Source organism: Ralstonia pickettii (genome assembly GCF_016466415.2).
Classification (GTDB): Bacteria; Pseudomonadota; Gammaproteobacteria; order Burkholderiales; family Burkholderiaceae; genus Ralstonia; species Ralstonia pickettii.
This window is the reverse complement of sequence record NZ_CP066772.2, coordinates 423,884-447,694: the sequence shown is the minus strand read 5'-3', so window position 1 is coordinate 447,694 and position 23,811 is coordinate 423,884. Positions and strand designations below refer to the sequence as shown.

Below are 23,811 nucleotides of genomic sequence, written 5' to 3'. Positions count from 1 at the left end.
ACACACATAACCAGACACGGGGAGCATCACATGACCAACCACCCAACTGAGATGCCGGATGATCCGGACGGTCCGGACGAAACCAAGCCCATCCCTGCAGCGGACGCCGCGCTGGAAGCCGCGCGCGCGCTGCTGCGTACCCCGGCGGCCGCCGATGTTCCGGTGATGGTGTTGCTGGTAGATGACCAGGCCATCGTCGCAGAGGCCATTCGTCAGGCCCTGGCCGGCGAAGACCGCATCGATTTCCACTACTGTGCGCGCTCGGACGAGGCGATGGTTGCCGCCATCCAGACCCGCCCCACCGTCATCCTGCAAGACTTGGTGATGCCGGGCACCGACGGCCTGACGCTGGTGCGCGACTACCGTGCCAATCCGGTGCTGCGCGATGTGTCCATCATCGTGCTGTCCACCAAGGAAGAGCCGGTCATCAAGAGCGCGGCGTTTGCCGCCGGTGCCAACGACTACCTCGTCAAGCTGCCCGACCGCATCGAACTGCTGGCACGTATCCGCTATCACTCGCGCTCGTTCGTCAACCTGCTGCAGCGCGACGAGGCCTACCGCGCGTTGCGCCAGTCGCAGCAGCAGTTGCTCGAAGCCAATCTCGAGCTGCGCCGCCTGACGAATTCCGATGGCCTGACGGGGCTGGCCAACCGCCGCTACCTCGACGAATACCTGAGCGCGGAATGGCGGCGCGGCGCACGCGAAGGCACGACGCTCTCGTTTCTGATGATCGATGTCGACAACTTCAAGCTCTATAACGACACGTATGGCCACGTGGCAGGAGACGAGGCGCTCAAACGCATCGGCAGCACGGTGGAAGCATGCCTGGGCCGACCCGGAGATCTGGCGGCGCGTTTCGGCGGCGAGGAATTTGCCGTTGTGCTGCCCGGCAACAGCGCCGAGGGCTTGAAGCAACTGGCCGAAAAAATCCGCAGCGCGATCGAGGCCTTGCAGGTGCCGCACATGCATTCGTCCACGGGCGGGTACGTGACGGTCAGTATCGGCGGCGCGGTGGTGACGCCGATGCACGACGTTCCGACCACCACGCTGATCGAAGCCGCAGACCTGGCGCTGTATCAGGCCAAGCACGAAGGCAAGAACCGCGCGGTGATTGGCGAAGGCGCAGGTGCGGCGCGCGGTCTCTAGGGGCGGTGGATGACCGCCAAGGTGACGGCCGGCGATTGACCGAAGCGGCAGCCCTGGGGCCGCCTAGGTTTCTGCAAGCTGCCCGTTGACCACAAAAGATTCAAACGCAGCGGGCGGCACCGGCGGGCAGAAGAGGTGGCCCTGGCCGTAATCGCAGCCTGCGGCCACCAGGATCGCTTTCTGCTCCTCGGTTTCAATGCCTTCCGCGATGACCTTGATGCGCAACGCGTGCGCCATGCTGACGATGGCGCTGCACAGCGCGATGTCCTTCGGATCATGCGCCAGGCTGCGCACGAACGACTGGTCGATCTTGATGAAGTCGATGTCGAAGCGCTTGAGGTACGACAGCGACGAATACCCCGTGCCGAAATCGTCGAGTGCGATGTCGACACCCGCGCGCCTGAACTCGTGCAAGTGCTCGACCACCTCGGCGCTGTCGGCCATCAACGAGCCTTCGGTAATTTCGACGACCAGACTGTGCGGCGCAAGCCCCCGGCGCTCCACCACCTTGGGCCAGGACTCGTTGCTCGACTGGTGCGCGCGGAACTCCAGCGGCGATTTGTTGACCGACACCTGCAGCGTGTTGTCGAGCGTGGCGTGCCATTGCGTGAGCTGATCCAGCGCCTGGTTCAGCACCCACTTGCCGATGTCGACGATGAGCCCGCTGTCTTCGGCCACCGGTATGAAATCCGCCGGATCGATCTCGCCCCGCACGGGGTGCGTCCAGCGGATCAGCGCCTCTGCCTTGCGCACCTTGCCCGTCAGCAGATCGACGATCGGCTGATAGTGCACCGCAAGCTGGCCTTGCGTGAGTGCCACGCGCAAGTCGCTGGTCACGCGCAGGCGTTCCTGCTCGGCGCGCTGCAATGCCGGGGTAAAGACGGCCCATTGATTGCGCCCCGCGCTCTTCGCCGCAAACATGGCCTGGTCTGCGCGCACGAGCAACGATTCCGCGCTGTCGGCATCGCGCGGGTACATCGCCACGCCAATGCTGGCCGATACTTCCACGCTTTCCTCACCAAGCTGCAGCGGCGCCGCAATGCGTGCGAGCAGGGCGCGGATGATGGGCGTGGCCGCGCCGGCATCGGGCAGGTCCGGCAGGATGATGGTGAACTCGTCGCCCGCCAGCCGCGCGACCGTATCGGTGCCGCGCACGATGGCCGAGATGCGCCGGGCGATCTCCTTGAGCAGGACGTCGCCCTGGTCATGACCGAGCGTGTCGTTCACTTCCTTGAAGCGGTCCAGATCGATGAACAGCAGCGCGAGCTGTGTAGATGCCTGACGCGCTCGCGCGATCTCGTGGCGCAGGCGGTTGTAGAACATGTGCCGGTTAGGCAGCTCGGTGAGCGGGTCGAAGTTGGCCTGCCGCCAGATGACCTCTTCGGCCCGCTTCTTCTCCGTCATGTCGTGGATCAGCACAACCCGGCGCGGCTCGCCCATCGCGCTGTCGGCAAACGTGTCGATGGTGAGCAGCGCGGGGAATTCGCTGCCGTCCTTGCGGCGGATCAGGTACTCGCCGCTCCACGTGCCCTTGGTTGAGACACCCTCGCGCATGGCGTCGATCACGGCGCGCTCGTTGCATTCGGAGCGGATCGCGTCGCTGGACTGGCCCTTGAACTCCTGCGCTGAATAGCCGGTGGTGACGGTAAAGGCGGGGTTCACGTCGATCACGTGCCCGTCGAGGGACGTCACCATCATCGCCTCGCTGCTCGACGCATAGACCATGGAGGCCAGGCGCAGATCTTCGATATGCCGCTTGCGCTCTGCACCCCGGCGACGCAGCGTGAAATACAGCAGCGCGAGGAGCAAGGTGGAGGCGGCCGCCTCCACCAGCGCGGTGCGCCGATAGCTTTCGTAAGGCGCCAGCACCGAGGCCACCGACTCGCCCACCAGAAAGTAGAGCCCGATCTCCGGCACATGGTGATAGCCGATGATGCGCTCCACGCCGTCGGTGCCCGACACCACGCGGTAGCTGCCCGTTTCCAGCGCGCCCGGCTGGTTGAACTGGCGGCGGCGCGGCGGCTTTTCGATACCCGCGGTCGGGTTGGGCACGCGGGCCAGGACCTGCCCGGACTCGCGGATGATCGTGGCCGCCCCGTCCTTGCCCACGGCCAGCGTATTGGCAAAGCTGGCGAACTGTTCCGGGCTGACCGATACCACCACGACACCGGCAAACTGGCCAGCCCTGAGGATGGGCCGTGTGAACTGGATCGACCACTTTTTCGAGACCTTGCCTTGCACCGGGTCGCTGATGAAGAGCGCATCGCGGCCGCCCGAATCCTTGTGGACGCGAAAGTGCTCGCGCTGGCTCAGGTCGACGCGTTCTGTTGTGGGGCCGATGCTGGAGTAGAGCAGCATTCCGTTCTCGTCGATCACGGAAACCTGGAAGGTCAGGTCGCGCACGGTCTCCTGCCGCTCGCGGATGACATGCTCGAACACTTCGCGGCCGGCCAGCCAACTCGCGCGCAGATCGAGCAAGAACTCCGACACGCGCCGCACGCTGCCAAGCGAGTATTCACCAAACGCCCGTGCCTCAACCCGCGTGCGGGCCTGCGCATCGCGTATCAGCCTGTCGTGCTCTTGGGTGAGTTGATGGAACGTGAACGACCAGATGAACAGCAGGCCCACGACTGCACCGATGTTGAGCGGCGACAACAGTTTGCTCCGCCATCGTTGCCGTGGCGGGGTATCTGTCGTGCCACCAGAAGCGGCCTTCGATTGCTCTGCGGGCATCCCCACTCCAGCGTTTGCGTGTCCGGTTGCCTAGAGCACGCGTGCCGCGTGCCTGGGTGTCGGCAATTCACGTGCCTCTCACTGTATATCGGAGCGGGCCGCATGTGTCTTAACCCGACCGACGACGCAGGCCAACTGGAGCGCAATCGTTTGCTGGGAGTGGGCGGTGCCCGGAGTTACCCTTGCTTAGTGTTTGGGCGGCGAAACGCGTGCCCGGCGCGTGCGCCGCGCGCGCGGTAGTTGCGCCGCGGCGGAGGGCTAGCGTTCGTAAAACGCGGCGTCCTGGTCTGCCATGTCGCGCAGCAGGGTGGGCGGCGCAAAGCGGCGGCCGTGCTGCGCAGCGAGGCGGTCGCACAGTTCGACAAATGCGCCGACCCCCACCCGATGGATGTGCGAAACGGGCCCGCCCCGGAAGGCCGGGAACCCCCAGCCCAGCAGCGCGCCAACATCGGCATCGCGTGGATCGGTCACCACGCGTTCATCCAGGCAGCGTGCGGTTTCCACGGCCTGCACGGTGATGAGCCGATCGACGAGCGTCTGCACGTCGGGTTGCGCGGCCGCTGCGGGGTACTCGTTCGCCGGGCCCGACCATAGCGCCTTCCTGCCGCCTTCCGGATAGTCGTAGAAGCCCTGGCCCGCCTTGCGGCCGATGCGGCCCAGCGCCACCATGCGCTCGGCCACGGCTTCGCCCGGGCGCTCGATGTAGGCGGCGCCCAGGTCCGCGCGGGTCTGCTGGTTGACCTTGTGGATCAGTTCACTGGAAACCTCGTCGATCAACGCAAGCGGCCCCACCGGCATGCCGGCCAGCAGCCCGGCGTTTTCGATCAGCGCAGGCGCCACGCCTTCGGCAAGCATCGCCAGGCCTTCCAGCACGTAGGTCGAAAACACGCGGCTCGTATAGAAGCCGCGGCTGTCATTGACGACGATGGGCGTCATGCCGATCGCCTTGACGTAATCGAGCGCTTGCGCCAGCGTAGCGCGCGTGGTCTGCCGGGCGACGATCACCTCCACCAGCGGCATCTTGTCGACCGGCGAGAAGAAATGCAGCCCGATGAAGTTGCCCGGACGCTGGCTGGCTTCGGCCAGACCCGTAATCGGCAGCGTAGACGTGTTGGACGCGAAGATGGCATCCGGCGACAGCACGGCTTCTGCCTGGCGCGTCACGTCGGCCTTGATCTCGCGCTGCTCGAACACGGCTTCAACGACGAGCCCCGCGCCATCCAGGTCGGCGTAGGACGTGGTGGGATGGATGCGCGCGAGCAGCGCTTCGGCCTGTTCGGCATGCAGGCGGCCACGCTGTACCTGTTTCTCGACGAGCTTGCGGGAATAGTCCTTGCCGCGTTCGGCGGCTTCCTGCGTGGTGTCGAGCAGCACGACGGGCAGCCCCGCCTTGGCGGTGACGTAAGCGATGCCGGCGCCCATCATGCCCGCACCCAGCACGCCCACCTTGGCGTAGCGGCGCACCGGCACATCGGCGGGGCGCGCGGCCAGCTTGTTGGCCGCGTTCAGGCTGAAGAAGAGGGTACGGATCATCGCGCGTGCCTCCGGCGACAGCACCGCCTGCACGAAGTAGCGTGCTTCGGTCTTGAGGCCCGTATCGAGATCGGTGATGAGCCCTTCATACACGCACGACAGGATGCTGGCCGCCGCCGGATAGTTGCCGTAGGTCTTCTGCCGCAGCATGGCGTTGGCCGCCGTGAATAGCTGCTGCACGGCGGGGCTGGAGATGGCGCCCCCGGGCACCTTGTAGCCCTTGATGTCCCACGGTTGCTGCGTGCGGGTCTGGCCTTCGCCCAGCAGCCAGGTGCGCGCGGCACCGACGTCTTCCCCGGCGTTGACGACGGCATCGACAATGCCGAGCTTGAGCGCCTCGGCCGCCTTGATGCGCTTGCCTTCCAACAGCATCGGCAGCGCCTTCTGCACACCAATCAAGCGCGGCAGACGCTGCGTGCCGCCGCCACCCGGCAACAGGCCGAGCGTGACTTCGGGCAGGCCGAAGCGCGCGCGGGCGTTGTCGGCCGCTACGCGATAGTGGCAGGCGAGCGCAATCTCCAGCCCGCCACCCAGCGTTGAACCGGGGAGCGCCGCGGCGACGGGTTTGCCGCACGTTTCCAGCTTGCGCAGCATGCGGTGCAGTTCGCCGGTGCGTTCGAACAACGTGGCTGCGTCGTCGCTGGCCTGCAGCCATTCGAGGTCGCCGCCGGCAATGAAATCCGCCTTGGCGGAGGTGACGAGGATGCCCTTGACGCTTGCATCCGCGCATACGCGGTCGATGGCGGCAAAGAAGGCGGCGCAGGTTTCGCCGTTGAGCACGTTCTGTGCACGGCCCGGCTGGTTCCACGCGAGCGTGGCGATACCGTCGGTATCGATGGTGATGTCGATCATGTCAGCACGCTCCTCAAAGGCGTTCGATGATGGTGGCGGTGCCCATGCCGGCACCGACGCACAGCGTGGCCAGGCCGGTGCTCGCCCCACGGCGTTCCAGCTCGTCGAGCAGCGTGCCGAGAATCATGGCGCCCGTCGCACCGAGCGGATGGCCCATCGCAATGGCCCCGCCGTTGACGTTGATGCGGTCATGCGGCACGGCCAGCACCTCCATGAAGCGCAGCACGACCGAGGCGAAGGCTTCGTTCAGTTCGTACAGGTCGATGTCGGCCGCCGACATGCCCGCGCGCTTGAGTGCCTTCTCGGCCGCGTACGAAGGGCCGGTCAACATGATCGACGGCTCCGAGCCGATGCTTGCAAAGCTGCGGATGCGCGCACGCGGCTTGAGGCCCGCGCGCTTGCCGGCCTCGCGGCTGCCGATCAGCACGGCCGCGGCGCCATCGACGATGCCCGAGCTGTTGCCCGCGTGATGCACATGTTCGATGCGCTCAAGCTCCGGATAGCGCTGGCGGATCACGGCGTCAAAGCCGTATTGCTCGCCCAATTCCGCAAACGACGGTTTGAGCTGCGCGAGCGTGTCTACGGTGGTCTGCGGGCGGATCATCTCGTCGCGGTCGAGGATGGTCAGGCCATTCTGGTCGCGCACCGGCACGATGGAACCCGTGAACCAGCCGGCCGTGCTGGCCGAATGCGCACGGCGGTGGCTCTCTGCGGCATAGGCATCGACATCGTGGCGGCTGTAGCCCCACTTGGTGGCGATGGTGTCGGCCGACACGCCTTGCGGCACGAAGTACAGCGGGATGGCGGCCGCCGGGTCGACCGGCCACGCGCCGCCGCTGGCGCCCATCGGCACGCGCGACATGCTTTCCACGCCGCCGCCGATGGCGAAATCGCTCTGCCCAGCCATCACCTGCGCAGCGGCCATGTTGCAGGCCTCCAGGCCCGACGCGCAGAAGCGGTTGATCTGCACGCCGGCCGTGGTCTCGGCATAGCCGGCGGACAGCACTGCCACGCGGCCGATGCACGCGCCTTGTTCGCCCACCGGTTCCACACAGCCGAGCACGACGTCGTCCACCAATGCCGTGTCGAGCTGATTGCGATCGCGGATGGCGCGCAGCGCGGTGGCGGCCAGGCGCAGCGGCGTCACGCCATGCAGGCTGCCGTCCTTTTTGCCTTTGCCGCGCGGCGTGCGCACGGCGTCGTAGATATAAGCTTCCATAACGTTGAGTCCTGAAGGTCGTGCTCGTTAAAGGGTGCGGGCGATCAGCTCTTTCATGATCTCGTTGGTGCCGCCGTAGATCTGCTGCACGCGCGAATCGGCCCACGCGCGGGCGATGGGGTATTCCCACATGTAGCCGTAGCCGCCGTGCAATTGCACGCAGCGGTCCATCACCTTGAATTGCAGGTCGGTGGTCCAGTACTTGGCCATCGATGCGGTGGCGGCATCGAGCTTGCCGGCCAGCTTGAGCGCGATGCACTGGTCGACGAACACGCGGCCAATCTGCACTTCGGTTTTCAGTTCCGCCAGCGCGTGCCGCGCGGTCTGGAAATCGAGGATGGACTTGCCAAAGGCCTGGCGCTCGCGCACGTAGCGCAGCGTCCATTCAAGCGCGCCTTCGGCCGAGGCGATGGCCGTGATGGCAATTTGCAGGCGCTCCCACGGCAACTCCTGCATCAGGTAGGCAAAACCGCGATGTTCCTCGCCGAGCAGGTTGCCGGCGGGCAAGCGCACGTTGTCGAAGAACAGCTCTGCGGTGTCCTGCGCCTTCATGCCGACCTTCTTCAGGCGCTTGCCTTTGCTGAAGCCCTCCATGCTGGTGTCGACGACAAAGAGGCTCGTGCCCTTGGCGCCGCCTTCCGGCGTGGTGCGCGCCACGACGATCACTACATCTGCGTGCCAGCCGTTGGTGATGAAGATCTTCGAGCCGTTGAGGACGTAGTGACTGCCGTCGCGGCTGCGCGTGGCGGTGGTGCGCACGCCTTGCAGGTCGGAGCCGGCACCAGGCTCCGTCATCGCAATTGCGCCGATCATCTCGGCGCTCGCCAGCTTGGGCAGGTAATGCCGCTTCAACGCCTCGCTGCCGTAGTGCAACAGATATGGCGCGACGATTTCCGAGTGCAGGCCAAAGCCCAGGCCCGTGGCGCCCGCGCGGGCGATCTCTTCGATCAGCACGGTGCTGTAGCGGATATCGGCACCCGCACCGCCGTAGGCTTCCGGCATGCTGGCGCAGTGGTAGCCAGCGGCGGCCGCCTTCTCCCAGATGACGCGGTCGACGTAGCCCTGGTCTTCCCAGCGCTCGTGGTGGGGCAGGACTTCGGCGTCGATGAAGCGGCGGACGGATTCACGGAAGGTGTCGTGTTCAGCATCGAACAGCGTGCGGGCAATCATGGCGGCTCCAGAATGGGCGGCAGATGGGTTGCCGTATTTCAACAAGGCCGCGACAATTCCGGTTGATCCGGATCGCCACCTTCTTGATATGAAGCGCCAGCCGAAAGCTGCCTCCAAACGCCCCGGTCTGCGCGCGCGGGCACGTATCGCCATTCTGCTGCCGCCGCGCCTGTTTGCCGGTTACGTGTTTCTCACGCAGGAGATGCTGCTGGTGGCCGGCACCATGCAGGCGCGCAGCGTCGATGTGATGGGCAGCCGGCTCTTCGACATCGATGTGCTGTCAGCCGACGGGGCGGCCGTCCGAAGCTTTGGCGATATGCCTGTGCCCGCCACCGCCGCGCTGACCGATGCGGCCTACGACGTCGTGATCGTGCCCGCACAGTTCGCCCCGGAGGCGACATTGGATGCGGAAGAGGCGCACATCGCCGACTGGCTGCGCACGCGCTACGAGGCCGGCGCCCTGGTGGTCGGCATGAACGCGGCGCCGCTGTTTGCAAAGGCGGGGCTGCTCGATGGTTGTCGAGCGACCGGGCTGGCGAGCGAGCGCGCCTGGTTTGCACGGCATTTTCCCAACGTGCACTACACGCCCGATCGGCCATTGGCCGTGGATGGCCGCATCATCACCGTCAGCGGCATCAACCCCGCCGTGGACGCCTGCGCGTACGTCATCGATCACTGCCGTGGGGCGGGCGCATCGCAGCGGATGCTTCGCACGGCGCTCACGCAGTCCCTGCCGTCATACGAGCACATGGCCGTGTGGACGGCGCAGTTCAAGCGCCACGGCGATACGGCCATGCTGGCCATCCAGGAAATTGTGGAGCGGGAACTGGCAGCGCCTCCCACATTGGCCGAGTTGGCCGCCCAGGCAGCGATGAGCGAGCGGAGCCTGACGCGCCGTTTTGCCGCCGCCACCGGCAGCAATCTGCGGCGTTACGTGGCGACCCTGCGTCTGGAGCTGGCGGCGTTTCTGCTGCGAACGGGCCGGCAGCCGCTCGACCACATTGCCGATGAATGCGGCTACGGCAGCGTCAGCGCGCTGAGTCGCGCGTTCTCTGCCGGCCACGGTTGCAGCCCCTTGCAATACCGTGCGCAGCACCGCACCCGCTGAAGCGTCACGGACGCAGCAGATCGAACCCCGCCAGCAACACCACCCCCGAGAGCGCGGTCAGCGGCAACGAATGTTGGCCAAAGTACAGCAACGCGGCGGCCAGCCAACTGGCCGCGAAGAAAGCGCTCATGCGGTTCATGATTTCACCTGTTCCTTAGTTGGTGGGAGAGACGCGATCGGCACATTTATGCGTGTTGGTAGCGGTACTCCTGCGTCTTGCCGCCGTAGCCGTAAGCTGTGGCGCGAACGTCCTGCACATAGATATAGCTCTCTTCGTGCAGATTGCCGAGCAGCTCAGCAAAAGCCGTGAACGCCTCGGCGATGTACTGCGCCTTTTCCGCCTTGGTATTCGTTTCGTCCGTCACCTTGATGTCGAAATAGACGCTGTTCTTGCCTTGCGCGGCCAGGGTCTGTCCGCCGACGACCCAGTCTTGCGGGTCCACATAGTCAATCGCGATGGCCGTCACCTTCGGGTCTTTGCCCAGGATGCGAGCCGTGAGTTCGAGGAGCGTGGTGGAAATCTTCTGCGTCATCTCTGCAGAACGTTGGGCACTGACTTTGACGTTGAGGATGGGCATGGCGGTTTCCCCTATTAGTTAGCAATGCAACTACATGGTCAAAAAAAATGCACGCTCATGTCAGGGTGGAGCGCACACCTCGGATCTTCGTCACCGTATCGATGAACTCGGTACTGCCCAGCACGCGCTTCAACCTTGCGGTGACGGCGCCGCTCGCCTCGTTCAACGCCGCGCCGATCTTGACGGCTTCCGGCGTCGGGAAGACGGCGGTCTCGCGGCCGTCGGCTTCCGTCTTGCGGCGTTCGATCAGGCCCTTGCTTTCCAGGCCATCCAGCGCGCGCGTTGCCGTGGGGCGCGTGACGGACATCGCTTCCGACAACTCGCTTTGCAGCATGCCCGGGCGGTCGACGATCGCACGGAGCATGAAGCCTTGCGGCGGCGTGAGATCAAACGGCGCGAAGGCGTCTGCCCAGACCCGGTCGAGCTTGCGGGCCAGGGCGGTGGTGTTGAAGTAGAGGCAGTGGTCGAACATGGTGAGTCGATGGTAGGTGAGGATGGTTAGATATGCAACTTGTTTTTTGTGTTGGTGGCCCATCCCTCTTTCGTTCGTGCTCAATGCAACAAGCAAGACACGAGGGCGCGTTGCGATTGGGGGAATTGACGTGCCGCCGTGAGTGCAGGCGTTGGCCATGCCGTGCCCGCGCCATGGGTGGCGCGCGGCTGGTGTGATGGGGTTATTGCTGCAGGACCTTGTATTCGATCTTCTTGAGCACGCCGTCCGCATCGTCGAAGTAGAACGAGGCGATCTTCTTCGAACCGATCGGAATCCCGACAAACACAACGCCGATCGCCGCGTTTCGCGCGTAACGATCGTTCCAGATGTCGAGACCGCCGGGCCTGGTCGAGACGCCGTTTCACCATCGCGGCATCTGGCCGTCAGCCCAAGCGATGTATGACTTTGCGGCGGGCACACCGGCGGGCCGTGTCGGCAGCGCAGAGGAATGGCAACCATCGTGGCCTCCCTCGCTTCGGATGATGCGAGCTTTGTGTCGGGCTACGCTTTGGTGGCTGATGGCGGTTAATCGGTCGCTTGATGACGACGGTCTATGCGGCGGGGCGCTCCGCCTCGCCACACATCTGCCGTCGATAGCGCTCGGGCGAAAACCCGACCTGCTTGCGGAACATCGCAATGAACGCCGAAGCCGTTCCATAACCCAGCGCGAGCGCAATCTCTTGCACCGGGCGGTCTTCCTTGAGCCACACTAGCGCCCGCAGCAACCGCACGCGGTTGCGCCACTGCAGGAAACTCATGCCGAGTTCGGTCTGGAAGCGGCGTGCAAGGGTGCGTTCGGTGCCGTGCACGCGCTCGGCCCATTGCTGCAGCGTGGTGGTGTCTGCGGGGTCCAGGCGGATGGCTTGCAGGATGGGCTCCAGCTGCCGGTCGGTGCTGTCGGGCAGGTAGCTATCGGCGTGGCCGGCACGCACCAACGTTTCGACCAGCAATTCGAACTGGCGCAAGTCCCACTCGTCAGCCATGGCGGTGACGCGGCGCGTGGCGAAGTCTTCGAACAGCGCACGCACCAGCGGCGTTTGCGGAATCAGGCAAGCCATGGGTGGCAGCCGCTGCGCAAGCGGCTCCGCCATGTACAGCGAGAGGAAATCCGTCGCTTGCCGGATCGATGCCGAATGCGGCTGGTTGGCCGGCACCCAGATCACGTATTCGGCAGGCGCCGTCAGCCGGCGGCCATCGACCACCACCTCCATCAACCCGAGGCTGATCCGGCTGATCTGGCCCCACGGGTGCGTGTGCGGCTCGATATCGGTTTCAGGCTCGAAATGGTCGTAGCGAAAGTAGAACGGAGCGCCCTTGGGCACACGCAGATCGGCTTCGCGGAAGGCGGTGTACACGGTGTCAGCCACGGTTGTCGCTTTCGAGGGGTGAGGTTGTCTGGTTTGAAGTATATGTTTTGAACCGGACATTACTACACTGCCGTGTTCGGGTGTTCGAGGAGGCCGTCGTGCCTGTGCTGTATCCCTTGCTGGCGGTGCTGATCTGGGCTGCCAATACGATCGTTTCGAAAGCCGCGGCCGGGGTGGTGGACCCGGCGGCCATTTCGTTCTACCGGTGGGTGCTGGCGGCCGTCGTGCTCACGCCGTTCTGTGCGGGGCCGCTATGGCGACAGCGTCATGCCGTGCTGGCGCAGTGGCGCCGCTTTGCGGTGCTCGCGCTGCTGGGCATGGTGATGTACCAATGCCTGGCGTACTACGCCGCTCACAGCACGAGCGCGACCAACATGGGCGTGATCGGTGCGCTGATCCCGATGCTGGGCCTGCTTTTGAATGTGGCGGTATTTCGTCAGCCGGTCGGGGCGCAGGCCGTGACCGGTGTGGTGGTGTCGCTCCTGGGCGTGCTGTATCTGCTCGGGCGTGGAGAACCGGCCAACCTGTTCGACGGCGGCATCAACCATGGCGACGTGCTCGTGCTTGCCGGCGCCACGGCGTACGCGCTCTACAACATCCTCTATCGCCGGTGGGCGCTGCCGTTCGGGCAGTGGCTCAACCTGTACGTGCAGGTGCTGATGGCCGTCGTCATGCTCGTGCCGGTGGCCATGACGGCGCACAGCCTGGCCGTGCCGGCCAAGGGCATCGGGCTGGTGGTGTTTGCTGGCATTGCTTCGTCGATCGTCGCGTCGTATCTGTGGATGCAGGGGCTCAAGCGTATCGGCAGCGAGCGTACGGCGGTGTTGATGAATCTGATGCCGGTCTTCACAGCCGCTATGGCAGCGGTAATGCTGGGTGAGACGGTGCACGGCTATCACTGGATAGGCGGCGGCCTCGTCCTGCTGGGCGCGAGTCTGGCGCAAGGCATCGTTCGGCTGCCGATCGGCCGGTCGGGATTGAGCGCCCGTTAGTTTTTTTCGGCCGCGCGGCTCAGGGGTTGGCGCTAAAATCGAACACATTGGCGGGCGCATGATGGCGCCCGTTCCGTGTTTCAGAACCACACTCGCCAGATCATCGCCAGACCATGAAGCGCAACGCCGGAGCCGTCACTGTCGATGATGTTGCCGCGCATGCGGGCGTGTCCATCAAGACCGTCTCGCGCGTGCTGAATCACGAGCCCAACATCAGCGAGAAGACGCGCGCGAAGGTGGTCGAGGCAATGCAGACGCTCGACTACCGGCCCAACCCGGCGGCCCGGCGACTGGCCAGCAAGCGCGCCGACATCATCGCGCTGGTCTACGACAACCCCTCCGACAACTACATCGTCAACATCCAGCATGGCGCGCTCGAAGCCTGCCAGGCGCTCGACTACAGCCTGCTGCTCACGCCGTGCAACTATCGCGACCCGAACCTCGCTGACCAGATCATCCAGAGTGCGCGCCAGCGTGCCCTGGCCGGCATCATCCTGACGCCGCCGGTGTCGGACGTGCCGTCGCTGATCACGGCGCTGGATGAAGCCGGCATCGATTACGTGCGCCTGGCACCTGCCGATCGCGAGCACAAGGGGTTGTCCGTCAACACCGAAGACCGCGCCGCCGCGCGCGACATGACGCTGCACCTGATCGGCCTCGGTCACCGCCGCATCGGCTTCGTGGTGTGCGATCCCGCCCACGGCGCGGCGTATCAGCGGGTATTCGGTTATCGCGATGCGATGGCGCAGGCCGGCATCGAAGTCGACGAACGGCTGGTCGAGCAGGGCGAGCACTCGTTCGAATCGGGCGTCGCCTGCGCCGAGCGATTGCTGTCCTGCGAGCCACGCCCGACCGCCATCTTTGCCGGCAATGACGACATGGCCGCCGGCGTGCTGCGCGTGGCGCAGGCGCGCGGCATCAAGGTGCCGGAAGAACTCTCCATTTGCGGCTACGACGACACGCCGCTCTCACGCCAGCTCTGGCCAGCGCTCACCACCGTGCGCCAGCCGATCCAGGCGATGGCGCATGCCGCGGTGGAACAGCTCATTGCAATTCATCGCCCGCACCTGCCGGGGCTGAAGCCGCATTCGGTGCACGAGAATCTGCAGTATGAGCTGGTGATTCGGGAATCGACCTGCGCGCCGGCGCGTTAACTTAGGCGGGCTGCCGGATCAACGCATACAAATCATCCTGCGGCTCATACCCCAGCAACTCGCGCCCGGTCTCCAGGCCCCAATCCATTCCGCGGTTGTTCGACACGCCGTTTACGACGATGGCCGGTGCTGGCCAGCGCGCGGGGTCGGCCGTGATGGAGCAGAGGAACAACTGGCGCAGATCCCCATTCGATAGCCACATGTTGCGGAACCAGCGCAGTGCGACGCGGCTGGCTTCATCTGGCAGCTCGGTCGGCACGGGTGTGTCGGCGGTGCCGGAATAGTTGATGTCGTTCGGGTCGTTGTCGTCGGGCAGCGCCCAGCCGATGCGCAGCGACACGATCGACAGCTTGCCGCCGTTGGCCGCGGACACGGCGCCCACTGCCTTGCAGAGCCGTTCGCCCATGGCCTTGGACGTTCCGTAGGCGAGCGAGTAGACGTCTTCCGTGCCGTTGTTCCAGCGCGTGCCCGGGGCGGGCGGCAGTTCGGCGGTGAGTTTGCCGGGGCCGATGGTGCCGGCAAGGGGTTGGTCCTTGTATGCGCCCATCGCGTGGTTGGACGAGGCAAACACGAAGCGGCGCACGCCGTGCGTGGCCGCAGCCTGCAGCACATTGAGCGTCATGCCGTAGGAGGCCAGCGCCTGCTCCCACGTTGCGTCCGGCGTGGAGTGGATCGCGGCCAGGTGGATGACGGCATCGACGTTGCCCAGCAGATCCGTCCATGCGCCGTCGGCTTGCGTGAGGTCGGCCTTGACCCATTGAAAACGTTCGGCCGCTTGCGGCGAAAACTCGACGTTCTGGGCAACCCAGTCAACGCCGATGATGGACGTGCACCACGGGGCGGAGGCCAGTGCCTCGACGACCTTGCGGCCCAGGTTGCCGGCCACGCCGGTCACAAGAACGCGAGCAGGGGTTTGGTAGTCAGCCACGATGTCGAATTCCGTTCGGGATGAGGAGAAAAAAGGGCGATCGGCGGCTGGCGCTGCAACGTCGCGCGCCGCCGTATCGTTCCGGATCAGGGAGGGTGGGCCGAATGGGCCCTGGAGTGGTGTGAACCGAGCTGCTGTCAGCCGCGATTGGAGCCCGACAGCACGTCGATCAGCACCGCGACAACCAGCACCACGCCCTTGACGATCATCTGCCATGAGGCGTCGACGTTCATCTGCTGCATGCCATTGTCGAGGCTCGCCATGACGAGTGCGCCGATCAGTGCGCCGTACACGGTGCCCGAACCGCCTCGCATCGACGTGCCGCCGATGAAGCAGGCGGAGATGGCATCCAGTTCGCCGCCCACGCCGGCGGAGGGCGACCCCGCGGCCGAACGCGCGGTGGTGATGATGCCCGCGAAGGCGCACATCAGGCCCATCAGCACAAACACCAGCAGCTTGACGCGGCCGACGTTCACGCCGGACAGGCGCGTGGCTTCCATGTTGCCGCCCACCGCATAGACGTGACGGCCGAAGACCGTTTGTGTCGCGACGTACGAAAAGATGGCCAGCAGCACGAGCAGGATCAGCACCGGCAGCGGCACGCCGCTGGCCTGGTTGAGTACGGCGACAAAGCCGAACGAGGCCGCCGCGATCGCCAGCAGCTTCAGTCCGTCAGCCCAGATCGGCGTGAGCGAGAGCGACAGGCGGGTGCGCTCACGACGGCGGAGCACGGTCAGCACAACCGAACCGGCAACGATGACGGCGGCCAGCGACCACGCCAGCCATGCCGGCACGAAGCTCTGCGCGAGGTTGCCGAGGTCATCGGGCACCGGGGCGATCGTCACGCTGTCGGTGCTCCACTGCAGCAAGCCGCGGAAGGCCAGCATGCCGCCCAGGCCAACGATGAACGAGGGCACGCGCAGCTTGGTCGTGATGAAGCCGTTGACCACGCCGATGGCCGCGCCTGCCACGAGCACCGTACCCACGGCCAGCCAGGTGTTCCACCCCAGGTTGACGGTGAGGATGGCGACCAGCCCGCCCAGCAGGCCAAGCAGCGAGCCGACGGAAAGATCGATCTCCCCCGCGATGATGACGAACACCATGCCGCAGGCCAGCATGCCCGTCACCGACATCTGCAGGAACAGGTTGGAGATGCTGTTGGGTTTGAGGAACGTGCCGTTGGTCTGGAAGTAGAAGAACACCCAGATGAGCGCCACGGCCAGCAGGAGCGCAAGCACCTTGTAGCGCACGAACAATTGCTGGATGGCGCGGCCGTCCAGGCGCGGGCCGCCACTGCCACCGTTCTGACGGGCGAGTTGGGATTGCAGGATATTGGACATGGCGATTCAGGCCGCTTGGCGGCCGGGTTCAGCGTTGATTGCAGCAGCCAGGATGCGCTCCTGGGTGAGGCCTTGGTTGACGAAGTCGCCGCGCAGCTGGCCTTCGCCCATGACCAGGACACGATCGCTCATGCCCAGGATTTCCGGCATCTCGGACGAGACCATGATGATCGCGACGCCGCTGGCGGCCAGGTCGGCAATCATCTTGTAGATGTCGTACTTGGAGCCGACGTCGACACCGCGCGTGGGTTCGTCGAGGATCAGCACCTTCGGCATTGCCAGCACCATCTTCGTGACCACGGCTTTCTGCTGGTTGCCGCCCGAGAGGCTCGCAATCGCCAGCGCCGGGCTGGCGGTCTTGATGCGCAGGCGTTTGATTTCGCGGTCGACGGTGGTGAGTTCGGCGCCCTTGTCCACACGCAAGCCGCGCGCGTATTGCGCCAGCGTGGCGAGCGTGATGTTTTCGCCCACGGCCATCAGCGGGACGATGCCGTGGCGCTTGCGATCTTCTGGCACGAGGCAGATGCCGGTCGCGATTGCATCCGCCGGAGAGGTCACCTTGACGGGCTTGCCGTCCATGATGATCTCGGCGCTGGAGCGGCCGGGGTATGCGCCGAACAGCGCGGAGACCATTTCCGTACGCCCCGCGCCCACGAGCCCGGCCACGCCGAGGATTTCGCCGCGGCGCACGGCAAAGCTCACGTTGTCTGTGCGCTTGCGGTTGGGGTTGGTGACATCCCAGCAAGTGACGTTGCGCGCTTCCATCACCACGTCGCCCACCGTGTGTTCCACCTTCGGGAACAGCGACGTCATTTCGCGGCCGACCATCATCGTGATGATGTTGTCGATGGTCATGTCGGCGGCGGGGCGTGTGCCGATGTGCTTGCCGTCGCGGATGACGGTGACGGTATCGCACACGCGCTTGACCTCATCGAGCTTGTGCGAGATGTAGACGCATGCCACGCCGCTGCGCTTGAGGTCGTCGATGATGGACAGGAGCACCTCGATTTCCTTGGCGGACAGCGACGAGGTCGGCTCGTCCAGGATCAGCAGGCGCGCATTCTTGGCGAGCGCCTTCGCAATCTCGAAAAGCTGCTGGTGGCCGCTGCCGTAGTTCATTACGGGCGCGGCCACGTTCACGTCGGTCAGACGCAGGCGGGCAAGGAGTTCTTCTGCCTTGGCGTGCATGGCGTCGTAGTCCATGCGGCCCCCCGGCTTGGTGATCTCGTTGCCGAGGAAGATGTTCTCCGTGACGGAGAGCTGCTGCACCATCATCAGTTCCTGGTGGATGATGACGATGCCGGCGCGCTCGCTGTCGCGCACGGAATGCGCGCGCAGCGGCTCACCTTCCCACAGGATCTCGCCTTCGAAGGTGCCGTAGGGATAGACCCCCGACAGCACCTTCATGAGGGTCGATTTCCCGGCGCCGTTCTCCCCGCACAAGCCGACGCACTCGCCCGGCCTCACTGCCAGGCTGACGCCGTCGAGCGCGCGCACACCGGAGAACGACTTCACGATGTTGCGCATCTCGAACAGGGTGCCGTTACTGCTCATGGCGTTCTCCTACTGACTACGACTGACCACTGCATCGGCTGCTTACTTGCCGAAGATCTGCTGATGCGTATAGAAGCCATCCTTGACGACGGTGCTGTCCAGGTTGTCCTTGGTCAGCAGCGTCGGGGTCAGCAGCACGGTGTCGACATCCTTCTTGCCGTTGTTCAGCTTGGTGTTGAACTTCGGCGCCGTGCCCTTCACGAGGTCGACGGCCATCTCGGCGGCGGTGGCGGCGATCTGCTTGATCGGCTTGTACACCGTCATGGCCTGCGTGCCTTCGGCCACGCGCTTGACAGCGGCCAAGTCAGCGTCCTGGCCCGACACCGGCACCTTGCCCGCCAGCTTCTGGCGTGCCAGCGCCTGGATCGCGCCGCCGGCCGTGCCGTCGTTGGAGGCAACGATGCCCTGGATGTTGTTGTTGTTGGCGGTCAGCGCGTTCTCAACAATGTTCTGCGCCTTGGAGGGGTCCCACTCCGGCGTCCACTGCTCGCCGACGATCTTGATGTCGCCCTTGTCGACGTACGGCTTGAGCACCTTCATCTGGCCCTCGCGCAGCAGGCGTGCGTTGTTGTCGGTCGCGGCGCCGCCCAGAAGGAAGTAATTGCCCTTCGGCGCGAGCTTGACCACGCCCTGCGCCTGCAGCTCGCCCACCTTCACGTTGTCGAAGGTCACGTAGCCGTCGATGTCGGCGTTCAGGATCAGGCGGTCATACGACACCACCTTGATGCCTTTCTTCTTGGCGCTGGCAATGGCGTTGCCGAGCACCTTCGAGTTGAACGGCACGATCACGAGCACGTCGACGTTCTGGGCGATCAGGTTTTCGATCTGGGCGATCTGCTTGGCTTCGTTGGCGTTGGCCGACTGCACGTTGACGGTCGCGCCCAGCTTCTTGGCCGATTCGACGAAGTAGTCGCGGTCGTGCGTCCAGCGCTCCACGCGCAGGTCGTCGATCGAGAAACCGATGACTGGCGCTTCCTTGCTGGCGTGGGCCGAGGTGGCGGCGAAAGTCAGGACCGCCGCAGCGGCGAGGGTGTTCAGTACGCGGGAAATCATGAAAGGTCTCCTATTGTGCGCAAGTGCATTCTTAGAACGTGACGCCGGTCTTCAGGCCGACGACGAAGGCATTCTTGTTTTGCGAAGTGCCGCCCGGATGAAGGATGTACTGCAGATTAGGACGGAAGTACACAGACTTCACCGGCGACCAGCTGTAATACAACTCGCTCACGTATTCGTAGCCGTCACCCACCACGGTATTGGCGCCGGTGCGTGCGTTGGTTTGCCGGACAAAGTCGGCATAGCGGCCGTTATTGTGCGTGGCACCCACGGCAAAGCCGACGGTGTCGGCCAAGCGATCGAACGGCCCCTTGTACTGCACGCCCACCGAGATCTGGTGGTCGGTCTGCGCGGTGTTGCGATCAGCTTGCGAGAAGTTCAGGAACACCGTGGCGCCGCGTCCGTCCGGCGCACCCGTGATCTGCTGCTGCAGGTTCAGGTAGACGCCGTACTGGCCGCTGCGTTGCTTGGCGTCCAGGCCGGTGATGCCGCGGGCGTTGCCGTTCACGTCTTCATACAGGTCTTTGCCGTTCGACGTGTTGTACCAGACGCCTGCGCGGTACGTGCCCGGGCGGCCCTCGATGGTGGGCATCCAGCCGAATTCCAGCGGAATCAGCGCGCCGGTGGTGCCGCCGGGGTTGTTCAGCTTCCAGCCGTTGCGCCGGGCCCAGCCGTCATCCACGTAATTCGGGTTGACCTGGTACACGCCGATCTGCGCATAGGTTTCGGCCGAGGTGTGCACCTTGGCGCGCGCGCCCCACTGGCTGGTCGGCCAGTTTACCCAGTAGCCGCCCACCAGGTTGCCCGGTTGCGAGCCGCAGAACGTCAGGTTTTGGAAGTCGCACGAGAACGAGAAGAAGTCTTCGCCCACCGTTACGCGGCCTGCCTTGATTTCCAGCCGGTTGTTGAGCAGCTTCTGGTTCAGCCAGAACTGCGTCAGGTGCCAGGTCTGGCCGCGGCCATAGACTTCCTGGATCAGCATGTTGTTGCCGATGTTCGCGTCGCTGCCGAGGTTGCGGCCGTTGCGGTCAGTGACGGTGGCCTGGAACGTGGCGCCCTGCCAGCCGACAAGTTTCTGCAGGTCCAGCGCCGTACCGATGACCCATTGATCGGTGTAGCGCGTGAGATGTTCGGTGCCGCCGCTGAAGTTGTGCGCCACTTCGCTGCCGTAACCGAGGTTAAAGTTCACGCCCTGTTCTGCCAGACGGGTGCGCAAGCCACCCCAGTCGCCGGTCAGATAGGGGCTGGTGGTGATGTCATACGCGTGGGCACTGGCTGCGCCCAGCGCGAGTACGGCGGCTGCAATGGCCGACGCGCCGACGCGTTGACCAAAGCGCTTGTTGCGGGAATGACGACGTGCGGCCGGACGTGCGGCTTCAAGCTCCATGGACTGTCTCCTGATATTGGACCGTCTGCCATGCATGACAGCGGTGTCAGCGTTCTCTTCTGAATAGTGTGGCGAGCCGACGGACGCAAGAATGGCCACAATTGACAGCGCTGTCAATCTCGGGGTTTGCCCTAGTTCGCGGGTTCTCACAACGCTTTGAAATCGTTGCCGGGCGGATATTGCGGTGCGGAAAGTTTTACACCGGGCCCAAGTGTCGCCATAGGCGCGGCGCTGCGTGCATGGCATCGACCTTGCTCATGCTGCGCGCCGTTCCCCCAAACCTCCGGAGGTGCCGAAATGCAACGCGAAGACGTGACCGAAATGATCGTCCTGCAGAAGATGAAGAAGCAGTTGAGCTGGGCGCAATTGGCCGAAGTGATCGGCCACAGCAAGGAGTGGAGCACCGCAGCGCTGCTCGGGCAGATGACGCTGACCGAAGCGCAGGCCAAGGCGGTTGGCGCGGCGCTGGATCTGCCCGAAGAGGCCGTCATGCTGCTGCAGGTGACGCCGTACAAAGGGTCGCTGCCCACGTCGGTGCCGACGGATCCGTTGATCTACCGCTTCTATGAACTCATCAGCGTGTACGGCACGACGTTCAAGGCGCTGATCCACGAAGAGTTTGGGGACGGCATCATGAGCGCGATCGACTTCAACATGGATCTCACGCGCGAGCCCGACCCCAAGGGCGATCGCGTGCGCATCGTCATGAGCGGCAAGTTCCTGCCCTACAAGACTTACTGAACCGTCACACGCGGTCTTCGCTGTGGTCGCTGTGGCCGCTGTCGTCGTGATCGTCGATCAGTGGCCGATGGCGGCGCGGCATCTCTGAGTCGAGCACGAGGCGGCCGTGCACGCGGCCCTTCATGCGCGTGACGTGATGCGTGCAGTCGTCCATGTGCGTACTCATGAGCGCGCGCACGGTGTCGGCGTCGCGCGCGCGGGCCGCATCCAGAATCTGCCGGTGGAACTTCACGTTGGAGGCGCCGAACTTCGCGTGGTCCTTCGGCGAGGTTTCGTTACCGAACACCACGAGCTGCCGAATCATCTCGTTGATCAACTCGCAGCAGAACCGCAGCATCGGGTTGGGATTGGCCGCGGCCAGGATGTCGTGAAAGCTCAGATCTTCCTGACGCTGGTCGAGTGGCGCAGCGGCTTTGGTCGACGCTGGGTCGCAGAGGTCGATGGTGTGCTCGAGCGCGCGGAAATCGTCTTCGGTCAGATGCGGCACCGCGCCCGCGGCCAGTTCAGGCTCAAGCAGGCAGCGCACGGTGTAGACGTCTGCAATGCCGATGTCCTTGAAGAACAGATAGTTCTGCATGAGCTGGAACGTGCGGTCCAACGGCACCTCGACGATGGTGCCGCCGCCGGCGGGCCCCGTGCTCACGCTCACCAGCCCCTGCACCTCCAATGACTTGAGCGCTTCGCGGATGGTGCCCTTGCTGACTCCGAAGGTCTCCTGCAGCTTGATCTCCTGCGGCAGCTTGTCGCCGGGCTTGAGGTTGCGCTGCGTGATCAGCCGCTTGAGTTCTTCGGCAACGAGGTCGGCGCGCTTTTGCTTGCGGATGCCGATCGACGCCGTCTTGCCTGATCCGAGTGTGGCCATGGATGTCCGTTCCTTGTTGCGCGCATTCTAACTGCGGGGCCGCGTCGTGCCGACTGGCAAGCGTGGTGCATGTGTGCCCCGCAATCGTGCGTGCGCACCGGTTTTCCACATCGTCGTGCGCGGCGGCCGTGTCGCACACCTTGGAGTAAACACCGACGCCTTTGCCGTTGACGCATCGCCGATGCGGCTTCTATGATGATTTCGCCTATTTATCATAACAAATATAAAAAAACTGGTCTGGTTCTTGCTCGGCGTGATGGTCGGCGAAAACCTCGCCGGTCAAGGCCAGGAGGAAGCTGCCGCCCGTGGTGGCTCCGAGCGCTGTTCTGTATTCACACGAACTTGAGGAGTGCGCTTTGAATCGTCGAGATTTGCTCAAACTGGCGGCGCTGTCCGCCGTGCCCGCGTCGCTGCTGCAGGCCCGTTCTGCGTGGGCTGCCGATGCCATTGAACTGGGCTGTCCGGTGCCGATGTCCGGCCCGTTTGCCGCCAACGGCAAATTCGCCGACCTGGGCATGAAGCTGGCCGTGGAGCAATACGGCAAGGTGCTGGGCCGCCCGCTGGCGTATAGCGTGCTCGACACCGAAGGCAAGCCGGCCACGGCCGTGCGCAAGGTCCAGGAACTCGCGCAGCAGAAGAACGCGCGCTACTTCGCGGGCGGCATCCTGTCGTCCGAGTCGCTCGCGATGGGCAAGGAGGCGGAGAAGTTCGGCGGGGTGTTCATCACGACCGCGGGCGCCGATGAAATTACCGGCAAGGACTGCAACCGCGCGACCTTCCGCTGGTCGGTGCCCACATACGGCGCCATCGAGCGCACCGTGCGCCCGCTCATCGAGTCGATGCCCAAGGCCAAGCGCTGGTACACCATCACGCCGCAATACGTGTTTGGCGACGGGTTGCTCTCCGCGGCCAAGAACATCTTCAAGGAAAAGGGCATCGAGCATGTGGGCAACAGCTATCACGCGCTCACCGAGAAGGAATTCAGCGGCTACCTGACCAACGCGATGGCCGCCAAGCCCGACGTGCTGCTGATCCTGAACTTCGGTTCGCAATCGTCCGACACGCTGCGCCAGGCGGTGAGCTTCGGCATGAAGAAGAACACGACGATCCTGGTGGCGTGGGCGTCTGGCCTGGAGCAGTTCGAATCGCTCGGCGCCGACCTGTGCGATGGCGTGTACTTCGGCGCGCAGTACTGGCACGACGTCGATACGCCCGCCAACCGCGATCTGGTCAAGCGCACGCAGGCGGCGTTCAAGACCAACCCGAACTACAGCCTGGCAGGCTCGTACACCTGCACCAAGATCCTGCTCGACGCGATGGCCAAGGCCGGCAGCGCCGATCCGAAGGCCGTGATTGCCGCGCTGCAGGGCATGAAGTACGACGGCCTGACGGGCCCCGAAGAAATTCGCGCGGCCGACCACCAGGTGCTCAAGAACTACTACCTGCTCAAGGGCAAGCCCAAGAGCCGCATGAAGGACAAGGACGACTTTGCCGAAGTGGTCGCCGTCGGCAAGGCCTTCCTGCCGGTCGAACAGACGCACTGCAAGCTGGCCTGAGGGTCTGATCTGCCGCACGCCCGGCTGGCTTCAGCTGTTGAAGCA

At 64.7% G+C, this 23,811-nt stretch carries 20 protein-coding genes; 6 read left to right on the top strand and 14 right to left on the bottom strand.

What is annotated here, in order from left to right:
- The first annotated feature begins 30 nt into the window (after positions 1 to 30).
- Complete coding sequence (locus RP6297_RS18245) at positions 31 to 1,146, top strand: diguanylate cyclase domain-containing protein (protein WP_009240161.1); 1,116 nt, start codon at positions 31 to 33, stop codon at positions 1,144 to 1,146.
- Positions 1,147 to 1,209: 63 nt separating this feature from the next.
- Here the strand turns inward: RP6297_RS18245 and RP6297_RS18240 are convergent, their stop codons facing one another.
- The 4 genes from RP6297_RS18240 to RP6297_RS18225 all read right to left on the bottom strand — a co-directional run bounded on the left by RP6297_RS18240 (position 1,210) and on the right by RP6297_RS18225 (position 8,653).
- On the bottom strand, positions 1,210 to 3,879 hold the full coding sequence (locus tag RP6297_RS18240) for a bifunctional diguanylate cyclase/phosphodiesterase (protein WP_009240160.1): 2,670 nt from the start codon (positions 3,877 to 3,879) through the stop codon (positions 1,210 to 1,212).
- Positions 3,880 to 4,137: 258 nt separating this feature from the next.
- Positions 4,138 to 6,264, bottom strand: coding sequence for a 3-hydroxyacyl-CoA dehydrogenase NAD-binding domain-containing protein (locus tag RP6297_RS18235; protein ID WP_009240159.1), 2,127 nt, complete (start codon positions 6,262 to 6,264; stop codon positions 4,138 to 4,140).
- 13 nt (positions 6,265 to 6,277) lie between these two features.
- Complete coding sequence (locus RP6297_RS18230) at positions 6,278 to 7,483, bottom strand: acetyl-CoA C-acetyltransferase (protein WP_009240158.1); 1,206 nt, start codon at positions 7,481 to 7,483, stop codon at positions 6,278 to 6,280.
- A 27-nt stretch (positions 7,484 to 7,510) separates the two neighbouring features.
- A complete protein-coding gene (locus RP6297_RS18225) occupies positions 7,511 to 8,653 on the bottom strand; it encodes an acyl-CoA dehydrogenase family protein (protein WP_009240157.1) in 1,143 nt (380 codons plus the stop codon).
- A gap of 88 nt (positions 8,654 to 8,741) precedes the next feature.
- Between RP6297_RS18225 and RP6297_RS18220 the strand changes: the two genes are divergently transcribed.
- The gene (locus tag RP6297_RS18220; protein WP_009240156.1) at positions 8,742 to 9,761 is read left to right on the top strand and encodes a GlxA family transcriptional regulator; all 1,020 of its coding nucleotides are present in this window, start codon (positions 8,742 to 8,744) and stop codon (positions 9,759 to 9,761) included.
- 4 nt (positions 9,762 to 9,765) lie between these two features.
- Here RP6297_RS18220 and RP6297_RS22725 read toward each other — a convergent pair whose 3' ends face one another.
- The 4 genes from RP6297_RS22725 to RP6297_RS18205 all read right to left on the bottom strand — a co-directional run bounded on the left by RP6297_RS22725 (position 9,766) and on the right by RP6297_RS18205 (position 12,199).
- A complete protein-coding gene (locus RP6297_RS22725) occupies positions 9,766 to 9,900 on the bottom strand; it encodes a hypothetical protein (protein WP_004632518.1) in 135 nt (44 codons plus the stop codon).
- 46 nt (positions 9,901 to 9,946) lie between these two features.
- Positions 9,947 to 10,339: a tautomerase family protein gene (locus RP6297_RS18215; RefSeq protein WP_009240155.1), complete on the bottom strand. Its 393-nt coding sequence runs from the start codon at positions 10,337 to 10,339 to the stop codon at positions 9,947 to 9,949.
- Between the two features lie 55 nt (positions 10,340 to 10,394).
- Positions 10,395 to 10,811: a MarR family winged helix-turn-helix transcriptional regulator gene (locus tag RP6297_RS18210; protein WP_009240154.1), complete on the bottom strand. Its 417-nt coding sequence runs from the start codon at positions 10,809 to 10,811 to the stop codon at positions 10,395 to 10,397.
- A 572-nt stretch (positions 10,812 to 11,383) separates the two neighbouring features.
- Complete coding sequence (locus RP6297_RS18205) at positions 11,384 to 12,199, bottom strand: AraC family transcriptional regulator (RefSeq protein ID WP_009277055.1); 816 nt, start codon at positions 12,197 to 12,199, stop codon at positions 11,384 to 11,386.
- A 98-nt stretch (positions 12,200 to 12,297) separates the two neighbouring features.
- Here RP6297_RS18205 and RP6297_RS18200 point away from each other — a divergent pair, with 98 nt between their 5' ends.
- Positions 12,298 to 13,191 (top strand): DMT family transporter, encoded by an 894-nt coding sequence (locus RP6297_RS18200; RefSeq protein WP_009240152.1) that lies wholly within the window; start codon positions 12,298 to 12,300, stop codon positions 13,189 to 13,191.
- Between the two features lie 113 nt (positions 13,192 to 13,304).
- Complete coding sequence (locus tag RP6297_RS18195; protein ID WP_009240151.1) at positions 13,305 to 14,345, top strand: LacI family DNA-binding transcriptional regulator; 1,041 nt, start codon at positions 13,305 to 13,307, stop codon at positions 14,343 to 14,345.
- Position 14,346: 1 nt separating this feature from the next.
- Here RP6297_RS18195 and RP6297_RS18190 read toward each other — a convergent pair whose 3' ends face one another.
- The 5 genes from RP6297_RS18190 to RP6297_RS18170 form a co-directional block, all read right to left on the bottom strand.
- A complete protein-coding gene (locus tag RP6297_RS18190; RefSeq protein WP_009240150.1) occupies positions 14,347 to 15,273 on the bottom strand; it encodes an NAD-dependent epimerase/dehydratase family protein in 927 nt (308 codons plus the stop codon).
- Positions 15,274 to 15,410: 137 nt separating this feature from the next.
- The gene (locus RP6297_RS18185) at positions 15,411 to 16,613 is read right to left on the bottom strand and encodes a sugar ABC transporter permease (protein WP_009240149.1); all 1,203 of its coding nucleotides are present in this window, start codon (positions 16,611 to 16,613) and stop codon (positions 15,411 to 15,413) included.
- Between the two features lie 6 nt (positions 16,614 to 16,619).
- The gene (locus RP6297_RS18180; protein ID WP_009240148.1) at positions 16,620 to 18,167 is read right to left on the bottom strand and encodes a xylose ABC transporter ATP-binding protein; all 1,548 of its coding nucleotides are present in this window, start codon (positions 18,165 to 18,167) and stop codon (positions 16,620 to 16,622) included.
- A 42-nt stretch (positions 18,168 to 18,209) separates the two neighbouring features.
- The gene (gene xylF / locus RP6297_RS18175) at positions 18,210 to 19,220 is read right to left on the bottom strand and encodes a D-xylose ABC transporter substrate-binding protein (RefSeq protein WP_004632537.1); all 1,011 of its coding nucleotides are present in this window, start codon (positions 19,218 to 19,220) and stop codon (positions 18,210 to 18,212) included.
- A gap of 31 nt (positions 19,221 to 19,251) precedes the next feature.
- Positions 19,252 to 20,607: a carbohydrate porin gene (locus RP6297_RS18170; protein WP_009240147.1), complete on the bottom strand. Its 1,356-nt coding sequence runs from the start codon at positions 20,605 to 20,607 to the stop codon at positions 19,252 to 19,254.
- A gap of 297 nt (positions 20,608 to 20,904) precedes the next feature.
- Here RP6297_RS18170 and cynS point away from each other — a divergent pair, with 297 nt between their 5' ends.
- A complete protein-coding gene (gene cynS, locus RP6297_RS18165; RefSeq protein ID WP_009240146.1) occupies positions 20,905 to 21,348 on the top strand; it encodes a cyanase in 444 nt (147 codons plus the stop codon).
- Positions 21,349 to 21,352: 4 nt separating this feature from the next.
- Here cynS and RP6297_RS18160 read toward each other — a convergent pair whose 3' ends face one another.
- Positions 21,353 to 22,210: a FadR/GntR family transcriptional regulator gene (locus RP6297_RS18160; protein ID WP_009240145.1), complete on the bottom strand. Its 858-nt coding sequence runs from the start codon at positions 22,208 to 22,210 to the stop codon at positions 21,353 to 21,355.
- Positions 22,211 to 22,566: 356 nt separating this feature from the next.
- Here RP6297_RS18160 and RP6297_RS18155 point away from each other — a divergent pair, with 356 nt between their 5' ends.
- A complete protein-coding gene (locus tag RP6297_RS18155; RefSeq protein WP_009240144.1) occupies positions 22,567 to 23,766 on the top strand; it encodes an ABC transporter substrate-binding protein in 1,200 nt (399 codons plus the stop codon).
- Positions 23,767 to 23,811: the final 45 nt, after the last annotated feature.

What these genes read in the sequence shown, in the direction of transcription:
- RP6297_RS18245 (WP_009240161.1), top strand. Translation starts at nt 31, where the DNA reads ATGACCAACCACCCAACTGAGATGCCGGATGATCCGGACGGTCCGGAC.
- RP6297_RS18240 (WP_009240160.1), bottom strand. Translation starts at nt 3,879, where the DNA reads ATGCCCGCAGAGCAATCGAAGGCCGCTTCTGGTGGCACGACAGATACC.
- RP6297_RS18235 (WP_009240159.1), bottom strand. Translation starts at nt 6,264, where the DNA reads ATGATCGACATCACCATCGATACCGACGGTATCGCCACGCTCGCGTGG.
- RP6297_RS18230 (WP_009240158.1), bottom strand. Translation starts at nt 7,483, where the DNA reads ATGGAAGCTTATATCTACGACGCCGTGCGCACGCCGCGCGGCAAAGGC.
- RP6297_RS18225 (WP_009240157.1), bottom strand. Translation starts at nt 8,653, where the DNA reads ATGATTGCCCGCACGCTGTTCGATGCTGAACACGACACCTTCCGTGAA.
- RP6297_RS18220 (WP_009240156.1), top strand. Translation starts at nt 8,742, where the DNA reads ATGAAGCGCCAGCCGAAAGCTGCCTCCAAACGCCCCGGTCTGCGCGCG.
- RP6297_RS22725 (WP_004632518.1), bottom strand. Translation starts at nt 9,900, where the DNA reads ATGAACCGCATGAGCGCTTTCTTCGCGGCCAGTTGGCTGGCCGCCGCG.
- RP6297_RS18215 (WP_009240155.1), bottom strand. Translation starts at nt 10,339, where the DNA reads ATGCCCATCCTCAACGTCAAAGTCAGTGCCCAACGTTCTGCAGAGATG.
- RP6297_RS18210 (WP_009240154.1), bottom strand. Translation starts at nt 10,811, where the DNA reads ATGTTCGACCACTGCCTCTACTTCAACACCACCGCCCTGGCCCGCAAG.
- RP6297_RS18195 (WP_009240151.1), top strand. Translation starts at nt 13,305, where the DNA reads ATGAAGCGCAACGCCGGAGCCGTCACTGTCGATGATGTTGCCGCGCAT.
- RP6297_RS18185 (WP_009240149.1), bottom strand. Translation starts at nt 16,613, where the DNA reads ATGTCCAATATCCTGCAATCCCAACTCGCCCGTCAGAACGGTGGCAGT.
- RP6297_RS18180 (WP_009240148.1), bottom strand. Translation starts at nt 18,167, where the DNA reads ATGAGCAGTAACGGCACCCTGTTCGAGATGCGCAACATCGTGAAGTCG.
- xylF (WP_004632537.1), bottom strand. Translation starts at nt 19,220, where the DNA reads ATGATTTCCCGCGTACTGAACACCCTCGCCGCTGCGGCGGTCCTGACT.
- RP6297_RS18170 (WP_009240147.1), bottom strand. Translation starts at nt 20,607, where the DNA reads ATGGAGCTTGAAGCCGCACGTCCGGCCGCACGTCGTCATTCCCGCAAC.
- cynS (WP_009240146.1), top strand. Translation starts at nt 20,905, where the DNA reads ATGCAACGCGAAGACGTGACCGAAATGATCGTCCTGCAGAAGATGAAG.
- RP6297_RS18160 (WP_009240145.1), bottom strand. Translation starts at nt 22,210, where the DNA reads ATGGCCACACTCGGATCAGGCAAGACGGCGTCGATCGGCATCCGCAAG.